This window comes from Streptomyces sp. NPDC048254 (assembly GCF_043201895.1).
In the GTDB taxonomy this organism is placed as follows: Bacteria; Actinomycetota; Actinomycetes; order Streptomycetales; family Streptomycetaceae; genus Streptomyces.
This window is the reverse complement of record NZ_JBICZJ010000014.1, coordinates 133,883-153,748: the sequence shown is the minus strand read 5'-3', so window position 1 is coordinate 153,748 and position 19,866 is coordinate 133,883. Positions and strand designations below refer to the sequence as shown.

At 74.4% G+C, this 19,866-nt stretch carries 10 protein-coding genes; 2 read left to right on the top strand and 8 right to left on the bottom strand.

The window, feature by feature from the left end; genetic code table 11:
- Positions 1 to 7: 7 nt before the first annotated feature.
- From ACGFZQ_RS33990 to ACGFZQ_RS33965, 6 genes are all read right to left on the bottom strand, one after another.
- Positions 8 to 1,855, bottom strand: a complete 1,848-nt coding sequence (locus ACGFZQ_RS33990; RefSeq protein WP_393843568.1) for a hypothetical protein — start codon at positions 1,853 to 1,855, stop codon at positions 8 to 10.
- Positions 1,852 to 5,331, bottom strand: coding sequence for a DUF5682 family protein (locus tag ACGFZQ_RS33985; protein WP_393843567.1), 3,480 nt, complete (start codon positions 5,329 to 5,331; stop codon positions 1,852 to 1,854). The genes ACGFZQ_RS33990 and ACGFZQ_RS33985 overlap by 4 nt, the downstream gene beginning before the upstream one ends.
- A 4-nt stretch (positions 5,332 to 5,335) precedes the next feature.
- The gene (locus ACGFZQ_RS33980) at positions 5,336 to 6,499 is read right to left on the bottom strand and encodes an AAA family ATPase (protein WP_393843566.1); all 1,164 of its coding nucleotides are present in this window, start codon (positions 6,497 to 6,499) and stop codon (positions 5,336 to 5,338) included.
- 76 nt (positions 6,500 to 6,575) lie between these two features.
- Positions 6,576 to 11,534: a hypothetical protein gene (locus tag ACGFZQ_RS33975; RefSeq protein WP_393843565.1), complete on the bottom strand. Its 4,959-nt coding sequence runs from the start codon at positions 11,532 to 11,534 to the stop codon at positions 6,576 to 6,578.
- A complete protein-coding gene (locus tag ACGFZQ_RS33970) occupies positions 11,531 to 12,385 on the bottom strand; it encodes a DUF4132 domain-containing protein (RefSeq protein ID WP_393843564.1) in 855 nt (284 codons plus the stop codon). The genes ACGFZQ_RS33975 and ACGFZQ_RS33970 overlap by 4 nt, the downstream gene beginning before the upstream one ends.
- Positions 12,386 to 12,597: 212 nt before the next feature.
- Positions 12,598 to 12,990, bottom strand: a complete 393-nt coding sequence (locus ACGFZQ_RS33965; RefSeq protein ID WP_393843563.1) for a DUF5997 family protein — start codon at positions 12,988 to 12,990, stop codon at positions 12,598 to 12,600.
- A gap of 130 nt (positions 12,991 to 13,120) precedes the next feature.
- Between ACGFZQ_RS33965 and ACGFZQ_RS33960 the strand changes: the two genes are divergently transcribed.
- Both ACGFZQ_RS33960 and ACGFZQ_RS33955 read left to right on the top strand, forming a co-directional pair.
- Complete coding sequence (locus tag ACGFZQ_RS33960; protein ID WP_393843562.1) at positions 13,121 to 13,894, top strand: LysR family substrate-binding domain-containing protein; 774 nt, start codon at positions 13,121 to 13,123, stop codon at positions 13,892 to 13,894.
- Between the two features lie 474 nt (positions 13,895 to 14,368).
- The gene (locus tag ACGFZQ_RS33955) at positions 14,369 to 15,400 is read left to right on the top strand and encodes a methyltransferase (RefSeq protein ID WP_393843561.1); all 1,032 of its coding nucleotides are present in this window, start codon (positions 14,369 to 14,371) and stop codon (positions 15,398 to 15,400) included.
- Between the two features lie 49 nt (positions 15,401 to 15,449).
- Here the strand turns inward: ACGFZQ_RS33955 and ACGFZQ_RS33950 are convergent, their stop codons facing one another.
- On the bottom strand, positions 15,450 to 16,892 hold the full coding sequence (locus tag ACGFZQ_RS33950) for an MFS transporter (protein WP_393843560.1): 1,443 nt from the start codon (positions 16,890 to 16,892) through the stop codon (positions 15,450 to 15,452).
- 81 nt (positions 16,893 to 16,973) lie between these two features.
- Positions 16,974 to 19,766, bottom strand: a complete 2,793-nt coding sequence (locus ACGFZQ_RS33945; RefSeq protein WP_393843559.1) for a beta-L-arabinofuranosidase domain-containing protein — start codon at positions 19,764 to 19,766, stop codon at positions 16,974 to 16,976.
- Positions 19,767 to 19,866: the final 100 nt, after the last annotated feature.

The window sequence follows — 19,866 nt, the reverse complement described above, 5'->3', positions numbered from 1 at the left end:
GGCCCGGTCACCCGTCCCAGGCCGCGGCGCACAGCGCACGGTCGACTTCGTCCGCGTAGCGCGCCGCGGTCAGCCAGGCCCGCGCGAACCGGCCCGGGTCCGCCGGAAGCAGGCGGCCGAAGACGTCGCGCGAGCGGTCCGCCGCCGCGGCGAGCAACTCGTCGAGGATATCGCCGGCCGTGGCGAGACCGTGCCCGTACAGACGGCGGGTGTCCACGGCCGCGTCGCCCGGGAAGGCCAGCACCCGCCGACCGCCCGAAGCCGCCTGCTCGACCCGGCGGCGCAACAGGTGCAGAGGCGCCTCCTCAGGCGTGGGCACGGCGGTGGCCGGCGCCGGCGCCGGCAGATCCGCGTGCTGGAGCCGGTCCAGGCCCAGGTCGACACGGCTCCCGGCGATCGTCGGGTGCTCGGCCGCGAGCAGTTGCGCGCGGGCGTGCGGGGCCGGCACGAGACGCGCGATCACGCGCAGCCGGCTGCCCCGGGCGGCGGACAGCAGCCGCAGGTTCTCGCGGTGCGGGAGCGCCGGATGGTCGTGCGCCGCCGTCAGCCGCAGCGGCATGCCGCCACAGTCGGCCAGCAGACCGTCGCCGGCCGCCTCACGCACCACGCCGGCCGGCGTGACCTCCAGGAACAGCAGATCGTGACCGCCGTGCAGGGCGCGCCCGACCTGTTCGGCCACCGGCACCGCCCACAGCCGGTCCAGCGGCTCGGCCCGCCAGTCCGCACCGGGCGCGCGCACGGCCCGTACCCCCGCGCCCGCCCCCAGCCGTCCGGTCGGGGACACCGTCGCCCCGGACACCGCGAGGCCCGCCCGTGCCAGCTCGCGATGCGTCAGCGCCGTGTCACCGATGCGTACGGCACGGTCGGCGGCGCCCACCGCCCGGCCCGCGCCGCCCGGAGCCACGTCCGAGACCGTGTACAGACGGCCGTCGGCGTCGGCCGTCCAGGTGACGGCACCCGCGTAGCCGCTCGCGGTCAGCACGGGCTCGGAGAACAGGCCGTACAGCCGCAGCGAACCGTCCGGGGCGTACGGCTGCCGTACGGTGCCGCGCAGCCCCGTCAGGTCCGGACCCGTCGCGAACGGAACGCGGTAACCCACGTACAGGGTCTCCGACAGGGAGGCGACGAGCTCGGTGAGCCGGAACGCCGGGTCGGCCGTACGGGCCGCGCGCAACGCGGTGACCACGGAGACCGCCGCCGTGGCCGCCCGGGGGAGCCCCGCGAGGCGCACGGCGTGCGCGGCCCGCAGCAGCTCCGCCTGGAGCACGGCGCCGGAACCGTCCGTACCGGCGTCGAGCACGGCGGCCGCGGCGGCGAACACCGCCTGGGCGGCGGCGTGTTGAGGGGGTGTCGCGGATTCCTCGGAGGCGGAGGCGGAGGCGGAGGCGGAGGAGGAGGGAGCGGGGGTCTCTGGTGCGGCCGAGTCGGACACCTGCTTCCCGACAGTCTCGGAGACGTCGGCCACCGGCGCCTCCAGTACCGAGCCGGCGCCCTGTACCGGCACGGCTTCGTCGACTCCCGGCACTGCCGCGTCCGCGTCGGCCGTCGGCACGGGTGCGGCCGGGTCGGCCACCGGCGCCGCCGAGGCCGCCGCCGCCCGGTGCAGGCAGTCCGGGGCCAGCAGGCAGCCACAGCGGACGGCCGTCACGTCGGTCACGACGCCCTCGGGGGCGTGCAGTTCGAGCACCGAGCCCTCGTCGTCGACGGTGATGCGCACGGTGTCGCCGTCCCGGCCGACCGGGCGGTCCGCCAGCTTGGCGATGCCCGCGTCCAGCCGCTTGCGCAGCCGGGGCGAGAGAGCCGCGACCAGTTCGGCGGTCACCGCCGGGGCGACCGCGGGCAGTTCGACGCTCATGCGATCTTCTCCCCTACCCAGCGGGCGAGTTCGAGGGGGCTGAGGGCGGCGACCGGCATCCCGGCGGCCACCAGCTGTCCGGCGATCCCGGTCGAGTACCGGGGCCGCCCCGAGTCGTCGAGGCTCGCGCAGCCCAGCACCTGACAGCCCGCCCCGACCAGCGCCCTGACCTCGGCGAGCAGCCCGCCGACCGGATAGCCCTCCTCGAAGTCGCTGATCACGACGACGAGCGTCCGGGACGGCACCGTCACCAGCTCACGCGCGTGCCGCAGCCCGGCCGCGATATGGGTACCACCGCCCACACTGACCTCCAGCAGCAGCGACAGCGGATCCTCGACATGGTCGGTGAGGTCGATGACCTTGGTGGAGAACGCCAGGAAATGCGTGGACAGGGTGGGCACACCGGCCAGCACCGAGGCCGTGAGCGCCGCCCAGACGGTCGACGCCTCCATGGACCCCGACACATCGGTGACCAGGACCAGCCGCCAGTCGGCGGCGCGCCGGGCCCGGGTCCGGAAGACCGGGTGCTCCGGGATCACCTGGACCCTGCCGTCGGCCGCCCGGCGGGCCGTGGCCAGATTGGCCCGCAGCGTACGGGGCAGGTCGAGGCCGCCGCCCGGACGCCTGCTGGGGCGCGGCAGCGCCGTGCCGTGCAGCGCGGGGCGCAGCCGTGTCGCCAGCTCCCTGGTCAGCGCGTCGACCAGGCGCCGCACCAGCGGGCGCAGCGCGGCCAGCCGGGCCTCCGGCAGCCCGCCCGCGTGCCGCAGCACCGAGCGCAGCAGGTCCACGGAGGGGCGCACGCTGTCCGGATCCAGCTCGGCCAGCACGTCCTGACGGCCCGTCGCGGCGGCCGCCGCCAGTACCTCCTCCCGGACACCCGGCCCGAACAGCGCCGCCAGTTCCTCCGACCACTCCCGCACCCCGGGATACGGCGCCTCACGGCCGCCGCCCCCGCCGCCGAGGTCGCCCCGGCTGCCCTCGCCGCGCCCGCTGCCGTACAACTCGTCCAGTGCGGTGGCCAAGGCGCGGGCCGGCCCGGGGAGTTGATCGGTGCGGCGGCCGAGCAGCAGGCGCCAGCGGTCGGCGGGGGCCAGCCGGTGGTCCTCCGGGAGCGCGGCGGCGACGGCCGGCTCGGGCGCCGCCCGTTCCCGGGGTGGTGGCAACAGGCCGAGCGTGCGCAGGGTTTCGCGGGCGGCGAGATCCGCGCGGGTCCAGGTGGCCAGCGCGGCCGGGTCGATGGTGCCGGTGTCAGCCACCCGGTCGGTGCCGAGACGCTCCTCCACACCGGCCAGCAGACGGCCGCGGTCGGCCGGGCTCAGCGCGTCGAAACCGCCGCGCAGGGCCGGCAGCCGGTCGAGGAAGTCCCGGTCGGACAGCTCCGACACCCGGCCGACCAGGGGCTCCAACGCAGGTCCGGCCGCCTCCAGCAACCGCCCGGCGGCCGTCAGCAGCCCCGTCAGCCGGGCGGTGAGCGCGGTCCGTGACTCGGCGTCGACGGCCCCGTCCACCCAGGAGGCGACCCTGCCCCCGAAGGCCCCCGGGTCCTCCTGGCCGAGCAGGACGCGCACGGCTCCGGCGGCACCCCGCATCAACGGTGAGCCGTCGGCGGCCAGCCAGGCCAGCGCGTCGGCGAGCCGGATGCCGCCCAACAGGTCGGCACGGTGGGCGAGTTCGAGCAGGGCGTGGGCGTCGGCCGGGTCCTCGGAACCGGTGAGGCCGTCCACCTGGCGCACCGCTGCCGCGGTCAGCAGCTCGGCCACGGCGACCGCCCTCGCCGTACGGTCCTCGTCCCCGTCGAGACCGGCGACATGACCGGCCCGCAGCCGGTCCAGCAGGGCCAGCCCGCTGAGGAGTTCGGGCAGCGTGCCGGTGTCCGGGAGCACGGCGGCGGTGTCGCCGAGCCGCTCGTCCACCAGGCCGGGCAGACCGCAGTGGGCCGCCTGCTCCAGGCCGCCGAGCACCTGCGCCGCCGTGGGGCCGTCCGCCTCGCGCTCCTTGCGGCTCCGCTCGCGCAGCAGGCCCTCGGCCGCCTGGACGAGGGTGACCCCGCGGACCCCGGCGGCCGTCAGCATCGCCGCGGTGGCCGGAGTCCAGCGCACCTCCCAGCGCGAGGTGAGGGCGTCGGCGCCGCCGGTGCCGCTCACCGGCCTGTGCTCGGCGTAGGGCACCGAGCACAACGTCAGTCGGCGCAGCAGCAGTTCACGGCGGCGGTCGAGGTCCGAGCGGAGGGGGTCCAGGCGAAGGTCCCGGGCGGGGCCGCGGTCCGCCGGGCCGGGCAGGCCGAGTGCCGCGAGCTCGGCCTCGACGGCCGGGGTGAGACCGCTGCGGGGCGCCTGCGGCGCGGGACGGCCGACGCGGGTGCCGACCAGTACGGTCTCCATCGCCCGGGCGACGGCTCGGCCCCGGCCGTAGGGCTCGCCCTGGGCCAGTACGGTCTGTGTCGCCTCGACCAGTTCACCGCGGCCCGCCGCGGGCAGACCGCGCAGGCGGGCGAGGTCACCGGCCAGGCGGGTGATCTCCCGGGCGTCGGCCGGGCCCGAGGGGTGGCCCTGGTGCCGGAGTGCGGCGCAGATGCGGACGGCCGCGCTGGTCAACGCGTGTTCCAGGGCAAGGGGATCGCCCGCCGTCTCCAGGACCATGTGCTGCCATTCGGGGTCGCGGATGCCGGCCGGGTAACCGGAGCGCTCGTCCAGGAGGGCGTAGGCGTAGGGGATGAGGGAGGTCGTCCATTTGGCTGCGGCTGGGTGGGGGCTGGTCGCGCCCACGCGGCGGTAGCCGGACATCGACTGCAGCCCCGCGCCCCTTGGGTCGGCTACCAAAGCCGGTGTGTGAAAGGCACCCACCACCATGGTGGCCCGTTCACCGTCTGCCGTCGCCTCGGCCAGCCGGGAACGCATCCACTCCTCCCGCCGCAGATCCACCTGCGAAACAGCTGACTCCTCCCGCAACGCCCACCCCGTCAGCAGCGCCGCCCGCCGCAGTGCCTCCGGTGGCGAACCGGGCGCCGCCGCCTCCACCAGCCGGTCCCAGAGGTCGTCCCCCGGGCGGCCCGTCAGCCGGGAACGCAAGGCTCCCGAGAGCCGGCCCGGACCCTGCGCCGCCGTCTCCGTCTCCCGCCATCCCCGGTCCGCCAGCGGCAGATCGCAGGCCACGACCGGCACCCCGCGCCGCGCGGCCCACCGAACCGCCGCCAGCTCCGGGGAGAAGTCCGCGAACGGATAGAACGCCGGGCCGGCGCTGCCGTCGGCCGGCGCCGCCGCGAGGGCCACCGGGGCGCGGGTGTCCTCGTGGGCCAGCCACGGCAGCCACTCCTGCAGTTCGGCCGGCAGTTCGACGAGCAGCACGTCCGGCTTCGCCGCGTCCAGCAGCGTCGGCACCGCCGCCGCCAGGGACGGCGCGTGGTGCCGTACGCCGATCAGGTACGGCCCGGCAGGGTCGGTGAGGGCCGCGAGGGCCGCCTCGGGGGAGTCGGTCACGACGTCACGCCTCCAGGACCGTGCGCAGGTCCCACAGGGTGCGCCAGGTCGCCGAGCCCTGTTCGGCGCGCCGTCGTACCGGTCCGTCCCAGTAGCCGCGCAGCCGGGCCGCGTCGGCGGGATCGTCCTTGCGTACGACGCCCAGGAGATGACCCGGGAGCAGGCCGAGGACGTCCCGGTCCCCGGGGAAGTAGGCCGCGGCCAGGGCCAGCGCGCCCGCCACCGACACCGCCTCCGCCGTGCTCATCACCGTGGACGGACGCTCCACCTCCCAGCCCTCCGCCGACCGTCCCTCGCGCAGATCCCGGAACGCGGTGACCAGGGCCTCGAGCACCGCGTCGTCGACCTGGAAGGGCGCCCCGGCCCGCTCCACCGACGCCCGGGCCTGGCCACGTACCAGCGCGGTCTCGGCGTCCAGGTCCGGAATCGGGCCCACCGTCTCGAAGTTGAAGCGGCGCTTGAGCGCTGCGGACATCTCCGAGACGCCCTTGTCCCGCAGGTTGGCGGTGGCGATGAGGGTGAAGCCGGGCGCGGCATGCGCCAACGCGTCGTCCGTGCCCGCCAGTTCGGGCACCGCGATGCGCCGCTCGGACAGCAACGACACCAGGGAGTCCTGGACCTCGGGCAGACAGCGGGTCACCTCCTCCACGCGGGCGACGGCGCCCCGGGACATCGCGGTCAGCACCGGGGACGGGACGAGGGCCTGCCGGCTGGGGCCCTGGGCGAGCAACAGGGCGTAGTTCCAGCCGTACTTGAGCTGGTCCTCGGTCGTGCCCGCCGTGCCCTGGACGACCAGCCCGCTGGTGCCGCACACGGCGGCCGACAGCAGTTCGGACAGCATCGACTTGGCGGTGCCGGGCTCGCCGACCAGCAGCAGACCCCGCTCACCCGCGAGCGTCACCACGCAGCGCTCGACGAGTGCCCGGTCGCCGACGAACTTGACCTCGACGACCAGCCGGCGCGGCACTCCCGCCGGTACCTCGGCGCCGTCGGGCAGCCGCAGCGCCTGGCCGCCGCTGCCCATGACGAAGGTGACGACGGCCCGGGGCGTGAGCCGCCAGGCCGGCGGGCGGGGTCCGGCGTCGTAGGCGGCGAGGAAGGCCAGTTCGGTGGCGTACCGGTCCTCGGGCGGCACGATCTGGCGGGGCGGAGCGGCACTGGCGGTCATCGGTGGTCGTCCTTCGCGGTGGTACGGGTGGTGGTGCCGGTTGCGGTACGCGTGCGGGCGGCGGCGCGGAGCGGGGTCATAGGCGGCGGCCGGCGCGGGTGGCCCGCGTGGTCAGCTGCTCGTACGCGGGCGCGTCCCCGGCCCGTACGCGCTCCCAGGCGCGGGCGAACAGCTCCGGGACCGGGACCAGCGGCAGGGTGCGGTCGCCGTCGGAGACCGGGTACAGGGCTTCCTTCCAGGTCTCCACCGGCAGGGCCGGGGCCTTGAGGTCGCGCCAGCCGCCGGGCAGGAAGAGAGTGCGGCCGGCGCGCGGGCGCTTGGCCTCGACGACCGGGCCGTTCGCCGCCAGTTCGATGCGCGCCTTCTTCGTCCGGGCGGGTTTCCAGCCGGTCCAGCGCGCGCAGTTGCGGTCGGTCGGGTCGGGCAGGGCCAGCACCTGGAGGTAGAGCGCCGCCGCGTCCTCGCCGAGACCGTGGGCCGCAGCGACCTCGGTGACCAGCGTGGGCACGCTGACCGTGGGGTCCTGGGCGTACCCCGCGGGCCCCTCGGCCGCGAGGGCGCGGGCGAGGTCGTCGCCGAGGATCGTCCGGACGGCGCGCAGCCAGGGCGTACGCCCCTCGCCGAGCAGTCCTTCCAGGAGCCCGAAGACGGAGTCGTCCGGTCCGCTCAGCGTGGCCGGGCGGACCATCACGTGCTCCGTCTCCGAGTACCAGGGGCGCAGCACCAGCGAGTCACCGGCCCGGGTCAGTCCGTCGGCGTCGGCGCCGCCGGACTCGGGCAGGCCGAAGACCTTGCGCAGCTGGACGGAGGTCGGGCCGCCCTTCTCCGTCCAGTCCAGGCCCAGGTCGAGCAGGAGTTCGGGGTCGGCCAGCCGCCGGCGCAGCGCGGTGAGCCCGTCCGTCAGCCCGGCCCGCAGCGGATGCCCGTACGGCAGCAGATACGCGAGCGCCGCCAGGCTCTCCACGGCCCCGGCCAGCGCATACGAACCGGGCACCGCCGACGGGTCGGCGGCCGTCAGGTCGCCGTCCTTGTCGGGCCGGAACACCGTGGTACGGGTGAGCCAGGGGGTCCGCGCGGGGTTGAGCACGGCCTCGGCGTGACCGACGCCCATGCCGGCGAGATCGGTGCTGAGGTCCTCCGGCAGACGCACCAGGGTACCGAGGCGCTCGGCCCAGAGCCGGGCGGCGGCCGCCGTGCCGGGGCCGCTCGTCCACAGCTCGGCCGGGTCGTCCGGCAGCAGCGCGCCGAGCAGCGCCCGCTGCTCGTCCAGGCCCAGTGAGTTCAACAGCTCGGCACCGAAGCCGCGCTGGCGAGGCTTGAGACCGATGGTGGCGAGACCCTCGGCGCCGGGTGCCTGCGGATGGCCGGCCAGCAGCACGGTGGCCTGGAGCGGACCGAGCCCGCCGTGCGTCGCGGCCACCAGCGCCTCGGGAGCCTCGGGCCGCCAGGGCGCGGCGCCCTTCTCCCGGATCAGCCGGGTCAGGGCCGCGAGCCGGTCCGCCGGAATCCCGGTGTCGTGCCGGGTCTCCCGGACCAGCGTGAAGTGCCCGACGGCACCGAACGCCCCGGACGGATCGTGGTCCAGGGCCAGCCACTCGACCTGGTCCAGCCGGACGTCCACGCTCTGGCAGCCGAGTATCACCACCGTACGGCCGTCCCGGCGCAGCACCTGACCGGTTCGCTGCTGCTTGTCGTGCGGTTCGCTCAGCATGACCTCGCGGAGCGTGGTCCCGAGCCCGGGAAGCGGGCCCTCGGCCAGCGCCTCGAACAGCAGGAGCAGCGGCTCGCGCTGGACGTCGGCGAGGGCCGGTGAGGCGGCGCGGTAGGCGAGCGGCCGCAGGGCGCCCAGGACGGCCGGCCAGATCGCGCCGATGCCGGGGACGGTGTGCTCGTCGCTCAGCCAGCCGTCGCCGACGGCGTCGAGCCGCTCGTGTCCCGGCAGCGGCTTGCCGTCGGCGGGCCTGCCGGACAGCACGTGGTTCACCGAGCGGATCTGGCGCAGCGCGGCCCAGCCGCTCTGCCATGCGTTCTGCAGGGACACGACTCCGGCGACGGCGTCGTGCAGCGTCCGGTCCCCGCCGTGCTCCGGGGAGTAGTCCGCGAACATCCCGTCTGTCCGCTGCCGGGGCTGTCGCGGCCGCTCCTTCGGGGGCGTGGCCAGGGACGCGGCCGACTCGGCGACCCGCAGCGCCGCCCGGACGAGGGAGGTGACACCGGTCAGCAGTCGCCGGTCGGTGAGTCCGGGCAGTGACTGGGCCACCGCGGCCAGGGCGACGTCGTCGGCGGCCGGCACCGCGGCCCTCGCCGTGTCGTCCTGACCGGCCCGGGCCAGCGCCTGCCGGCGCTCGTCCAGTGCCGTCGCCGTCGCCCGCATCAGCGCACCGGCCGCCTCGTCGGTCAGCGCGCGCAGCACGTCCGAGCCCGGCTCGTCGCGGGGGCGCAGCGCGTGCCAGAACGCGACCGGCGGTACCAGCCGGGTACCGGCCGCGTACGCCCCGCCGGACTCGCCGAAGGGCATCCGCCCGAGCTCGGTGCCGTCGCCCGCGTGCAGGGCCATGCTCTGGTACATCTGCACGGCGATCGGCTCGGCCCCGCCCGGCAGCCGCAGCGCGCCCAACGGCACCCCCGGAACCCGGCCGTTGCGGTCCGCCCGCAGGGTCGCCGTCCGGCCGTCCGGCGTACCGGCGACGGTCCGCGCCTCAGTGCCCTCGCCCTCCGTGCGCACCCACCGGCCGAGGACCGTGCCGTCGGTGCCGAACGGGCTGTGCTCAAGACCGGGTTGCAGCGGCAGCACCTCGCAGGAGCCGTGCAGCAGCGCGGTGTCCTCTCGGACGGCCGAGGCCAGCAGCGCCGGCAGCGAGGCCCGTCCGTGCTCGCCGGTCGCCGGGTCGTACTCCAGCCACACCGACTGCCGACCCTGCCTGCCCTGACGCCAGTAGGTCGTGCCGTCGCCCAGCACCGGGCGGCTCGGCGGCAGGACCGTGTCCCCGGCGTGCAGGGTGCGGCCGCCCGTGGCCCGGCCGCCACCGGGCAGCGGGATCGAGGCATGGGCCGCGTCCATGGCCGGCCCCCAGGAGGGGATCTGCTCACCGCCGAGCGGGAACACCTCGGATGGCCGGTTCGACCAGTAGCCGTGCTGCTTCGAACCGTCCCGCCACAGCACCAGCAACTCGCCGTCGACGTAACGGAACCGGGGTCGCCGCCAGCGGTCCAGGTCCGTCGGCAGCCGCAGGTCGTGGGTGAGCAGCACCCCCTCGGGGCCGACCACGACCGCTTTGTGACCGCGTGCCAGGATCAGCGCGGGCCACGCCTCGGTCACCGACAGCCCGTTGTCCTGGTCCTTGCGCACCTCGGAGTCGAGCAGCTCCAGCGCCTCCTCCAGCGCGGGCCAGGCCAGTTCGTCCAGGATTCCGGCGCGGAGCGTACGGCCGAGGACCGGGACGACGTCGTACCCGGTGAGCCGTCGGACGGCGAGCGGGCTGTCCTGCACCACGGCCCGGAAGGGGCGCAGCCGCTCCAGCTTCGCGTCGGCGCCGGGCAGTCCGGTCGCGGCGGCGAACTCCGCGGTCGCCTCCTGCAGCCACTCCCGCAGGACGTCGCCGAGGACCGGATGCGCGGCCACCTGGGGCAGAACCGCGGGCCCCTGACCCCGGCCCAGCTCTTCGACGGCCTCGAACAGCAGGGTCCGGTAACGGGATTCGGCCGCGAGGGCCTTCAGATCCCGCTGCCCGGTCCGCTCGTCGCGCAGCCAGCTGCCCAGCGGCAGACGGACACGCGTGTCCGCGTCCGGAACGGCCAGCGCGACGCCCTCCGCCACGCACAGGTCCAGCAGATCGAGGTCGGCCCCCGCATGCCAGCGCCCGGTGAAGAGGTCCACGGGCCGTCCGGCCGCCCGCAGCCGGGACGCCATCCGCTCCACCAGCGCCAGTGTCGCGGGGGAGCGGTGCGAGTGCGCCGACCCGTGCTTGCGGTGCTGGGCCCAGCGGCTCAGCCAGTCCGCAGCGTCCACGTCCCCGTCGGCCCCGCCGTCGTCGGTGAGCAGCAGATCCGCCCCGCACTCGGCCAGCAGCGCCAGCCAGAACTCGTCGTCCGCCACCTCCCGGCCCAGCCCGGCCGGCATGATCTCCAGCAGCCGCACCCGGACCTCGGGCCGCTGCCCGGCGAGGACCGGCAGCACGCTGCGGTAGGCGTTCCAGAAGGACGCCGGTGCCCGCACGGCGGCCGGGGAGGCGAGCAGGTCGGCGACCAGGGCGCACTCCTCGGCGACCCGGTCGAGCCCCGCCGCCTTGACCAGCCCGCGCGCGTCCTGCGGCAGCGAGGCGTACGGCGGCATCCCGGCCGCGCAGCGCTCCACCGTCAGCTGCCGGAACTGCGCCCAGGCGGTGGCAGGTTCGAGCCGCCGGGCGAGGTCCTTCACGTACTCCTTGAGCGCCTTGACCGTGAGCGCTCCGGCGAAGGCGAACTCCAGGAACACCGCCCGCTGCCGCTCCTCGTCCACGGCCAGGGCGTGCACCCGCTCGGCCTCGCGGGCCTTGCCGAAGAAAGCGGCCGCGTAGGTGGTGTTCTCGTGCTGGAGGAAGACCCGCGCGGCCTGCTCGTAGAAGGTCGGCAGGAAGTGCGGGACCGCGCGGCCCAGCCGCTCGCCGAGCGCCTCGAAGCCCTCCTTCGCGTTGCCCGGCTTGGACTTGGCCTGCCGGGCCAGCCGCTCGACGTCCTTGACCAGGGCGAGCGCGTGGTGGCCGTTGGCCGGGTCGTGGACCAGCGCCCAGGCGGGGAAGCCCAGGGTCTCCCGGCGCACCTGACCGACCTCGGGAGCCTCGGGCTCCCGGGCGAGGCCGAGGAACTCCAGGGCCAGGTCCTCAGCCTCGCCCAGGGTGCCCGGCACCAGGCGCACCACCGGGCGGTCGTCCAGGGCGGGGTGGGTGTAGGTGCGGGCGGTCAGTACGTCGGCGTCCTCGCGCCGGGTGGTGCCCGACGGCAGGATCGCACCGGCGTCCAGCAGCGCGGCCGTGGTGGTGTCGTCGTACGTGCTCATGCCGCCCGCTCCTCGTCCTCGATGTCCCGCCCGGCGTACAGCGCCGCCGCCATGCGCATGCCCTCCGACCAGGCGACCGGGCCGACCTGACCCAGCTTCAGCGTCCGGCCCGCCGGATCGGTCCACACGAGCGGGCCGGTCTCGGTCTCGTAGTAGGCGTCGAAGTCGCCGACCCAGACCCGGGCCTCGACCCCGCGGCCCTCCTCCAGCACGGAGCACACCGCGTGGCCGCCGCGCACCCGGTACCCCAACTGCGCGGCCCTGCCGTGCAGGAAGCGCAGTTCCTTGAACACCCCGCCCGCGTACTCCTCGACCTGGGCGGCCTCCGCGTCCAGGGCGGCAGGGCGGTGCCAGACCTCGCGGAAGAGCTGCTGGGCCTTCTGCTCGACGCCCAGCTCGACAGCGAACTCCCGCAACTCCTCCAGGTCTTCGAGGAGCACCGGGTGCGGCAGCCGGACCAGGTCGGGAGCGATGCGCACGGTGTCGCCGTCGAGGTCGACCAGGCCGAGCCCGCGCTCGGCGTCGGCGTCCCGCAGGAACCCGGCGACCGAGCCGTCGGCGCCGGTGACCACCAGGTCGCGCAGCGCCGCCTGCCAGGCGGGGTCGGGCCAGACGCGGGCGAGGACCTCCAGGGGCACCGGCAGCGAACGGGTCAACCACCGCTCCACATCCGCCAGGCACTGCCGTTCGTGCCGCTCCAGCCATTCGGCGAGCTGCCGCAGTCCCACCACCGCCGGATCGTCCGCCAGCTTCGCGGGCACGGACTTCAGCCGCCGCCCCGCCGCGTTGCGGCAGACCACCTTCCCGTCGTCCAGGGCCACTTCGTAGTCCCCGGCCGTCACCCACCCCATGCGTGCCTCCCCGCACCGCAGTGATCAAGTGATGGCGACTGTAGGGGAGACCACTGACAACGCCCTCCGCGGTCCACAACGGCGGAGGAAAACCGTGGCTCATCAGGGGTGACAAGGGCGGACGGGAGGTGCACGGGAAGGTACGGGGACGGCCCCGGTCCGGGCGGAGACGCCTGGACCGGGGCCGTGGGAAAGCGACGTGGGCGAGGACGTCAGTCCTGCCCGGCCTCCTTCTCCCGCTTCAGGTTCTTCAGCCGTGCGCCCTCCTTGCGGACCTCGGCCTGTGTGGCCCGCTCCTTCTTCAGCCACTCGGGCAGCTCGCGCTTGAGCTCCTCGATCTGCTCGGTGGTGAGCGGCTCGGTCACTCCGGCACGTGCCAGCCCCGCGATGGACACGCCCAGCCGCTCCGCGACCACCGGACGCGGATGCGGCCCGTTGGCCCGCAGCTCGCGCAGCCACTCGGGCGGGTCGGCCTGGAGCTCGGTCAGCTCGGCGCGCGAGACGGCACCCTCCTGGAAGGCGGCGGGTGTGGCGGGGAGGTACACACCCAGCTTCTTCGCCGCGGTCGCGGGCTTCATCGTCTGGGCGGTCTGGTGCGAACTCATGAGGCCAAGGGTATCGGCCGGGTACGAAAGCGCCGACCAGTGCGGATGCGAGGCCGCCGGCTCCGGCCGACGGGGGCAGCCGCTCGCGGCCGATGGCGGGCCACCGCTCCCGGCCGGTTAACCTGGCCAGGTGACAGGCTCGGAGGAAACACCGTCGTTCCGGCTCGCGTACGTCCCCGGCGTGACGCCCGCCAAATGGGTACGCATCTGGAACGAGCGCCTGCCCGACATCCCCCTCAGACTCCACCAGGTCACGGCCGCCGAGGCGTCCGACATGCTGCGCGCGGGTGACGCGGACGCCGGTTTCGTACGGCTCCCGGTGGACCGTACGTTCTTCAGCGCGATCCCCCTCTACACCGAGGCGACGGTGGTCGTCGTGCCCAAGGACCACGTGATCACGGCGGCCGAGGAGGTCACCCTCGCCGACCTCGCCGACGAGGTCCTCCTCCATCCTCTGGACGACGTCTTCGACTGGGACGCGCCGCCCGGCGAGCCCGCCTTCGAGCGACCGGCCACCACCGAGGACGCCGTCGAACTGGTCGCCGCGGGCGTCGGTCTCCTCGTCGTCCCGCAGTCGCTGGCCCGTCTCCACCACCGCCGGGACCTCACCTACCGGCCGCTCACCGACGCCCCCCAGTCGACCATCGCCCTGTCCTGGCCCGAGGAGGCCACCACGGACCTGGTCGAGGACTTCATCGGCATCGTCCGCGGCCGCACGGTCAACAGCACACGCGGCCGCCAGGCCGAACAGACGCCCCAGGACTCCCAGGGGGCGCGGGCGCAGCCGAAACGGCCGCAGAAGGCGACCGCGGCGGGTCGTGGCGCACAGGGCCGGGCCGGCGGACCCAAGCGCACCCAGTCCGCCAAGCCCGCGAAACGCGGAAAACCCCGCCGCCGGTCATGAGCCACGACCCGGCGGGCGGTGCGCCGTGGGTCAGCCAGTGATGTGACATGAGGTGGCGGGCACAGACCGTGGGTCGGCTGGTCATGGGCCGCGAGTCAGTGGGCCATGAAGCCTGGGTCAGCCGGTCATGAGCCACGACCCGGCGGGTGGTGAGCCGTGGGTCAGCCGGTCGGGAGTCACGATCCGGCGGGCGGTGAGCCGTGGGTCAGCCGGTCGGGAGTCACGATCCGGCGGGCGGTGAGCCGTGAGTCAGCCGGTCATGGGTCGCGAGCCAGTGGGCCAGGAGTTGCCAGTCAGCCGGCGTGACCCGCGGGTCGTCGGCCTCGGGTCGTACGCCGTATGAGGGCCGCCGAGGTCGGGCCCCGTGCCCGCTCCCGGTCTGCTTCCGCGCGCCCCGATCACCCTCCCCGAACCCGGGCCCTCGCGATGTCAGGATGCCTGCGGACATCCCGGAGATCAGCGCTGGAGGCGCCCGTGAGCCCCGAAGTAGCCCCGGACGAAGCCGTCGACCCCCGTACCTCGTCCGCGTTCCTCGTCAACGAATCGCTCGGCTACCTGTTCCCGGCGGCCCTGCGTGCCGCCGCGGTCGTCGGAGTGGCCGATCATCTGGCCGACGGCCCCCGCACGCCGGCCGAACTGGCCGCGGCCACCCGCACCGACGCACGGAGCCTCTACCGGGTGCTCCGGCTGCTGGCCACGCGCGGTGTCTTCGAGGAGGACGCGAGCGGCCGTTTCCGGCTCACCTCCGCCGGTGACGCACTGCGCAGCGACGCCCCCTGCTCGGCGCGCTCGGCCGTCCTCATGAACACCGACCGCAGCATGTGGCTGCCGACCGCCGACCTGAGCCGCTGTGTCAGCGAGGGCACGTCCGCGTTCGAGCACCTCTTCGGGCTGCCGTTCTGGGACTACTTCGCGCAGGACGAGGACACCGCGGACGTCTTCCACTGCGGTATGGCCGCGATGTCCGACGCCGAGAACGAGCCCATCGCCACCGCCTGCGACTTCCCGCCCAGCGGGACGGTCGTGGACGCGGGCGGCGGGCACGGCGGCTTCCTGCTGACGGTCCTCGAACGCCACCCCGGTCTGCACGGCGTCCTGTACGACCGGCCGCACGTCCTGGCCGGGCACCGGCTGGACACGCCCGGGATCGCGGGACGCTGGAGCACCGAGGCCGGCGACTTCTTCACCGCCGTGCCGAAGGGCGACGTCGTCGTGCTCAAGCGGATCCTGCACGACTGGGAGGACGAACAGTGCGTGGCCCTCCTCGACCGCTGCCGCACCGCCCTGGCGCCGGGCGGGCGGATCCTGGCCGTCGACGCGGTGGTCCCGCCGGGCAATGCACCCCACCAGGCCAAGGCGCTCGACCTGCTGCTGATGGCGGCGCTGGTGGGCCGGGAGCGCACCGAGCCGGAGTTCGCCACGTTGTTCGAGTCCGCGGGTCTGAAGCTGTCGAGGGTCGTGCCGACCTCGACCGTGCTCTCGGTGATGGAGGCGGTGGCCGCCTAGAAGATCCTGGCCCGGGCCGTCCTGGGCCCAGTCGCGCGCTCAGTCGCTCTCAGTCGCTCTCTGGTGCCCGCGACCGCTCGCGCATGTCGGCGACCGCCAGGCACAGCGCCACCAGGATGAACCCGACGGACGTGAGCAGGCCCAGCTGGAGCGCCTCGGTGGCCGGGCCGCGGTTCGCGAGGTGGGCGAAGTACACGGAGCCCACCACGGCGATCCCGGCCGCCGAGCCGACGCGCTGGCCGGTCTGCAGCACCCCGCCGGCCGCGCCGGCCCGCTTCACCGGGACGCGGGTGAGGGTGAGCGTCGTGTTGGGGGAGACCGTGAGACCGGAGCCGATCCCGCCGATGATCATCGGCACCGCCGCGGCCCACCCCAGGCTCTCCAACGGCACCAGCCACACCACCGCGGCGATCCCGAGCAGCCCCACCGCCACCCCGCTGAGGCCGATGACGACCAGCTTGCGCCCGTGCCGCACCACCAGCCGGCCCCCGAGGGCGGCACCGACCGCCGACGCGATCGCGAACGGCAGCACCGTGAGGCCGGAGGCCAGCGCGCTGTATCCGGCCGCGTTCTGCAGGAACAGGGCGAGGACGAAGAAGACCGTGGTGAAGCCCGCGAAGTAGGTCAGGCTGATCAGCGCGCCTCGGGTGAAGGACCGCAGTGAGAACAGGTCCAGATCGACCAGGGGCGCCCGTCCGAGCCGACCCTGCCGCCGCTCCCACGCCCAGAACAGGCCCAGCAGTACTCCGCCCACCGGCACCAGCGCCCACTTCAGCCGCCCGGTCCACTGCTGCTCCTGCACCAGCGGCAGCATCAGCGCGAGCACCCCGGCACCGAGGAGCACCACCCCGACGGGGTCGAACTCCTCGCGCCGGCCGGGCGCCGCGGGGAACCGGGGCAGCAGCCGCAGCCCCGCCGTGAACGCGGCCACCCCGATGGGCAGGTTGACGAAGAACACCCAGCGCCAGCCGTCGCCCGTACCGACCGCGTCGATGATCAGACCGCCCGCCAGCGGACCCACCGCCGTGGAGACACCGATGACACTGCCGAGCAGCCCGAAGGCCTTGGCCCGCTCGGCGCCCTGGAACATCTGCTGGATCAGGCCTGATGTCTGCGGGGCCACCATGCCCGCCGCCGCGCCCTGGATCAGCCGGAACACGACCAGCCGGTCGGGGCTCGCGGCGAGCCCGCAGGCCGCCGACGCCACCGTGAACGCGGCCAGCCCGAAGAGGAAGGCCTGACGCCGGCCGCGCATGTCACCGAGCCGGCCGGCCGGCACGAGCGCCAGCCCGAAGGTCAGGGCGTAGCCGGAGACCACCCAGGACTGGGCTGCCTCCGTCGCCCCGAGCCCGTGCTCGATGGAGGGCAGTGCCACGTTCACGATGGAGGTGTCGAGCAGCGAGATGAATCCGGCTGCCAGACACACCCCGAGCGCCCGCCACCGCCGGTCCTCGGTGGCCGGTCGCTGCGGCTTTGCCCAGGTCGTGGTCATGCCGCCACGCTATGCAGCCATCACAGATGTCGCACGACCGGCGGAGCGAACGGCTGGCGGTACTGATCCTTCCGGGTGATTTCAGTGGGCGTACGACGCCTTTCGTGCCGTAGCCACAACCCGGTCCCCGTCCGCCCCGGCCAGCAGCCCGGCCGCCACCCACGCGGCCACGACCGACCGCACCCGCGCCACCAGTGCCTCCTTGTCGTGGAACGGCGCCCCGGCCCAGACCTCGTCCAGCAGCGAGCCGCCGTCCGGCCGCGCCGGGTTGGCGACCCCCGAGTCGAGGCCGCCGAACACCACCGTGGGTTCCGAGCGCCGGAAGTAGGCGTGGGTGGGGTCCTCGGTCCCCTCGTGGAAGGGGGCGAACTCGGTCCCGGCGGTCCCGTCAAGGGTGAAGTGGAGCGGAGCGCCGGCCACCGGGGTCAGGGACGGCAGCAGGTCCCCGGAGAGCCCCGCGTTCCGGTACAGCCCCAACTCCAGGTACTCCGTGGCCGGGTTGCGGCCGACCAGATGGACGGGACCGTAGAACAGGGTCTGCAACGACGGGTCGTCGAGGGCCTTCTCCACCCGCAGCCGGAACGGGACCGACACCCGCACGGTGTCCCCGGGCCGCCAGGTCCGGTGGGGCACGGCGAAGTAGCTGCCCGGTACCGGAGTACCCGGCACCGCACGCCCGTTGACCGTCACCCGGAACCCGGCCGTCGCCCACACAGGCACCCGCAGCCGCAGTTCGAAGGAGGCCCGCCCGCTCCCGCCGACGGTGAGCGTGCTGCCCTGCTCCCGCGGGTAGCCGGTGGTCTGGCCGACGGTGATCCCCTTCTCGGCCCAGGTCAGCGTCGACGGGCTGTAGAGGTTGACGTACAGGGCGCTGCCGTCGGCCGCCGCGAAGTACACCGAGTCCTGGTACTTGGTCGCGGACTCCATGCCCGTGCCCTCGCAACAGGTGGTGCCCTGCTTGGGCGTGTAGTCCCGCACGTGCCCGGGTGTCAGCCCGATGAAGTACGTGACCAGCGGCTTCTCGGCATCGGCCCGGTCCTGCTTCGAGCCGAGCACCTGGTTGTAGAGGGCCCGTTCGTAGTAGTCCATATACGCCGGATCCTGCTCGTGGAAGAACAACGCCCGGCTCAGCTTCAGCATGTTGTAGGCGCAGCAGCTCTCCGCGGTGGTCGCGCTGAGGGTCCCCGCGATCACGTCCCGCGCCTTCCAGAACTCGGTCGTACTGGTACCGCCGATGCCGTACATGCGGTGCGGTACGACCATGCCCCAGAAGTTCTTCGCGGCGGTCAGGTAACGCTCCTCGCCGGTGGCGTCGTACAGCCGGACCAGCCCGGTGAAGACCGGGATGTGCTGGTTGGCGTGCAGGCCGTTCAGGGTGTCGGTGTTCGCGGCACAGGCGTCGATCAGGCCGTCCAGGTCGAACAGCCGGGCCAGCGCGAGGTGTTCGGCGCTGCCGGTGAGCTCGTGCAGGTCGCAGATCGCCTCGACGATGCCGCCGAACTCACCGCTGGAGAAGATCCCCCACATCCGCTGGAGCGTGGCAGCGGGCAGCACGGACAGCCGTGCGTACATCCAGTCGCCCATGCCGGACGCGAGATCCAGCGCCCGCTCGTCACCGGTGGCGGTGTGGGCGTCCAGCAGACCTCGAAGGATCTTGTGCGCGGTGTAGTACGGCGCCCACACCTTCGTGTAGTCACTGCCGGTCATCGACTCCAGCGCGATGAACTGCGTCTCCGGGTAGGCCGCGAGGAACCCGGGGTGGCCGGGCCCGCCCCAGGTCCGGCGCAGGGCGGCGTCGAGGCCGCGTCCCGAGGCGTCCGCGAACGTCGACCCCGACGTCTCGCCGAAGGCGTACGAGACCAGGTCACCGCCGGTCCGTGCACTCTGCGACCCGGCTATCTCGGCGGCGCTCAACGCCCGTGACCACACGTCGAAGCTGCCGAAGGCACCCGCGAAGACGGGGTCGGCGGGGTAGTGGGAACGGCCGAGCCAGTGGTCGGCGAGGGTGCCGAGGGCGGCGGGGGTGAGGGACATGGCCGTGTTGCGGGCCACGGCCGTGCCGTTGACGTACAGCGTGCCGGTGCCGTCGGCGATCGTCACCGCGAGGTGGCTCCACCGGTCGAGAGGCAGCGGGGCGGTGCCGTCGATCCCCTGCTCGGCGCCCGCCCCGCCGGTGGTGATCGCGAACCGTGGCACCCCGTTCGCGTTGCGGGCGGCGAGGTAGAGGTACCGGGTGGTGTCGTCGCCGAAGTCCAGCACCCGGGCCCAGGCGTCCTCATGGGCAGGCCTCACCCACGCGGACAGGGTGACGGCGGAGGTGCTCCCGAGCACACCGGCCGGCAACTCGACGTACTGGTAGGACCCCCGCTCGTTCGCCACGGCGGTCCCACCGAGCACCCCGGCCACGCTCAGCACGGAGGGCTCGTGCCGCAGGGCCTCGCGCACCTCGCCCAACGCCCCCACCATGGTGCGGATCCTCGTCCCGAACACCTCCTCACCGGTGCTCGCGTACGCCTGCGCCAGCATGGTCAGGAAATGGCCGGTGTAGTGCCCGCGCAGATTCCCGTTGGCCTCCCCGTCCAGCCCCTCCCAGCCACCGGGCGCGACCGCACCGCCCGTGTCCAGCCCCGCGTTGGCCCGGAACACCTGCAACAGCCGGTTCACGTCATAGCCCCGCGCGTGATCGAGCATCAACGCACGCTTCTCCGCGAACAGTCCGGGCTCCAGCGCCACATCCCCCAGCCCGAACGGCCGTACCGTCCAGGCCGCTTGCGCCGCGGCCGCCTGCCCGCCGACCGCGACACCGGTCCCGCCGGCGGCGGCGACCAGAACCGTCACCTGGAGGAGCGTCCTTCGGGAGACGGGCTGCGCCATGTGCACCTCGTATGTATCGTCTGGTATTTCGAACGGTGTTCGGTAACCCGCCCGGAAGGTTCCAGAAGATAGAGAAGAGGTGCGGGAGCGTCAACCGTAC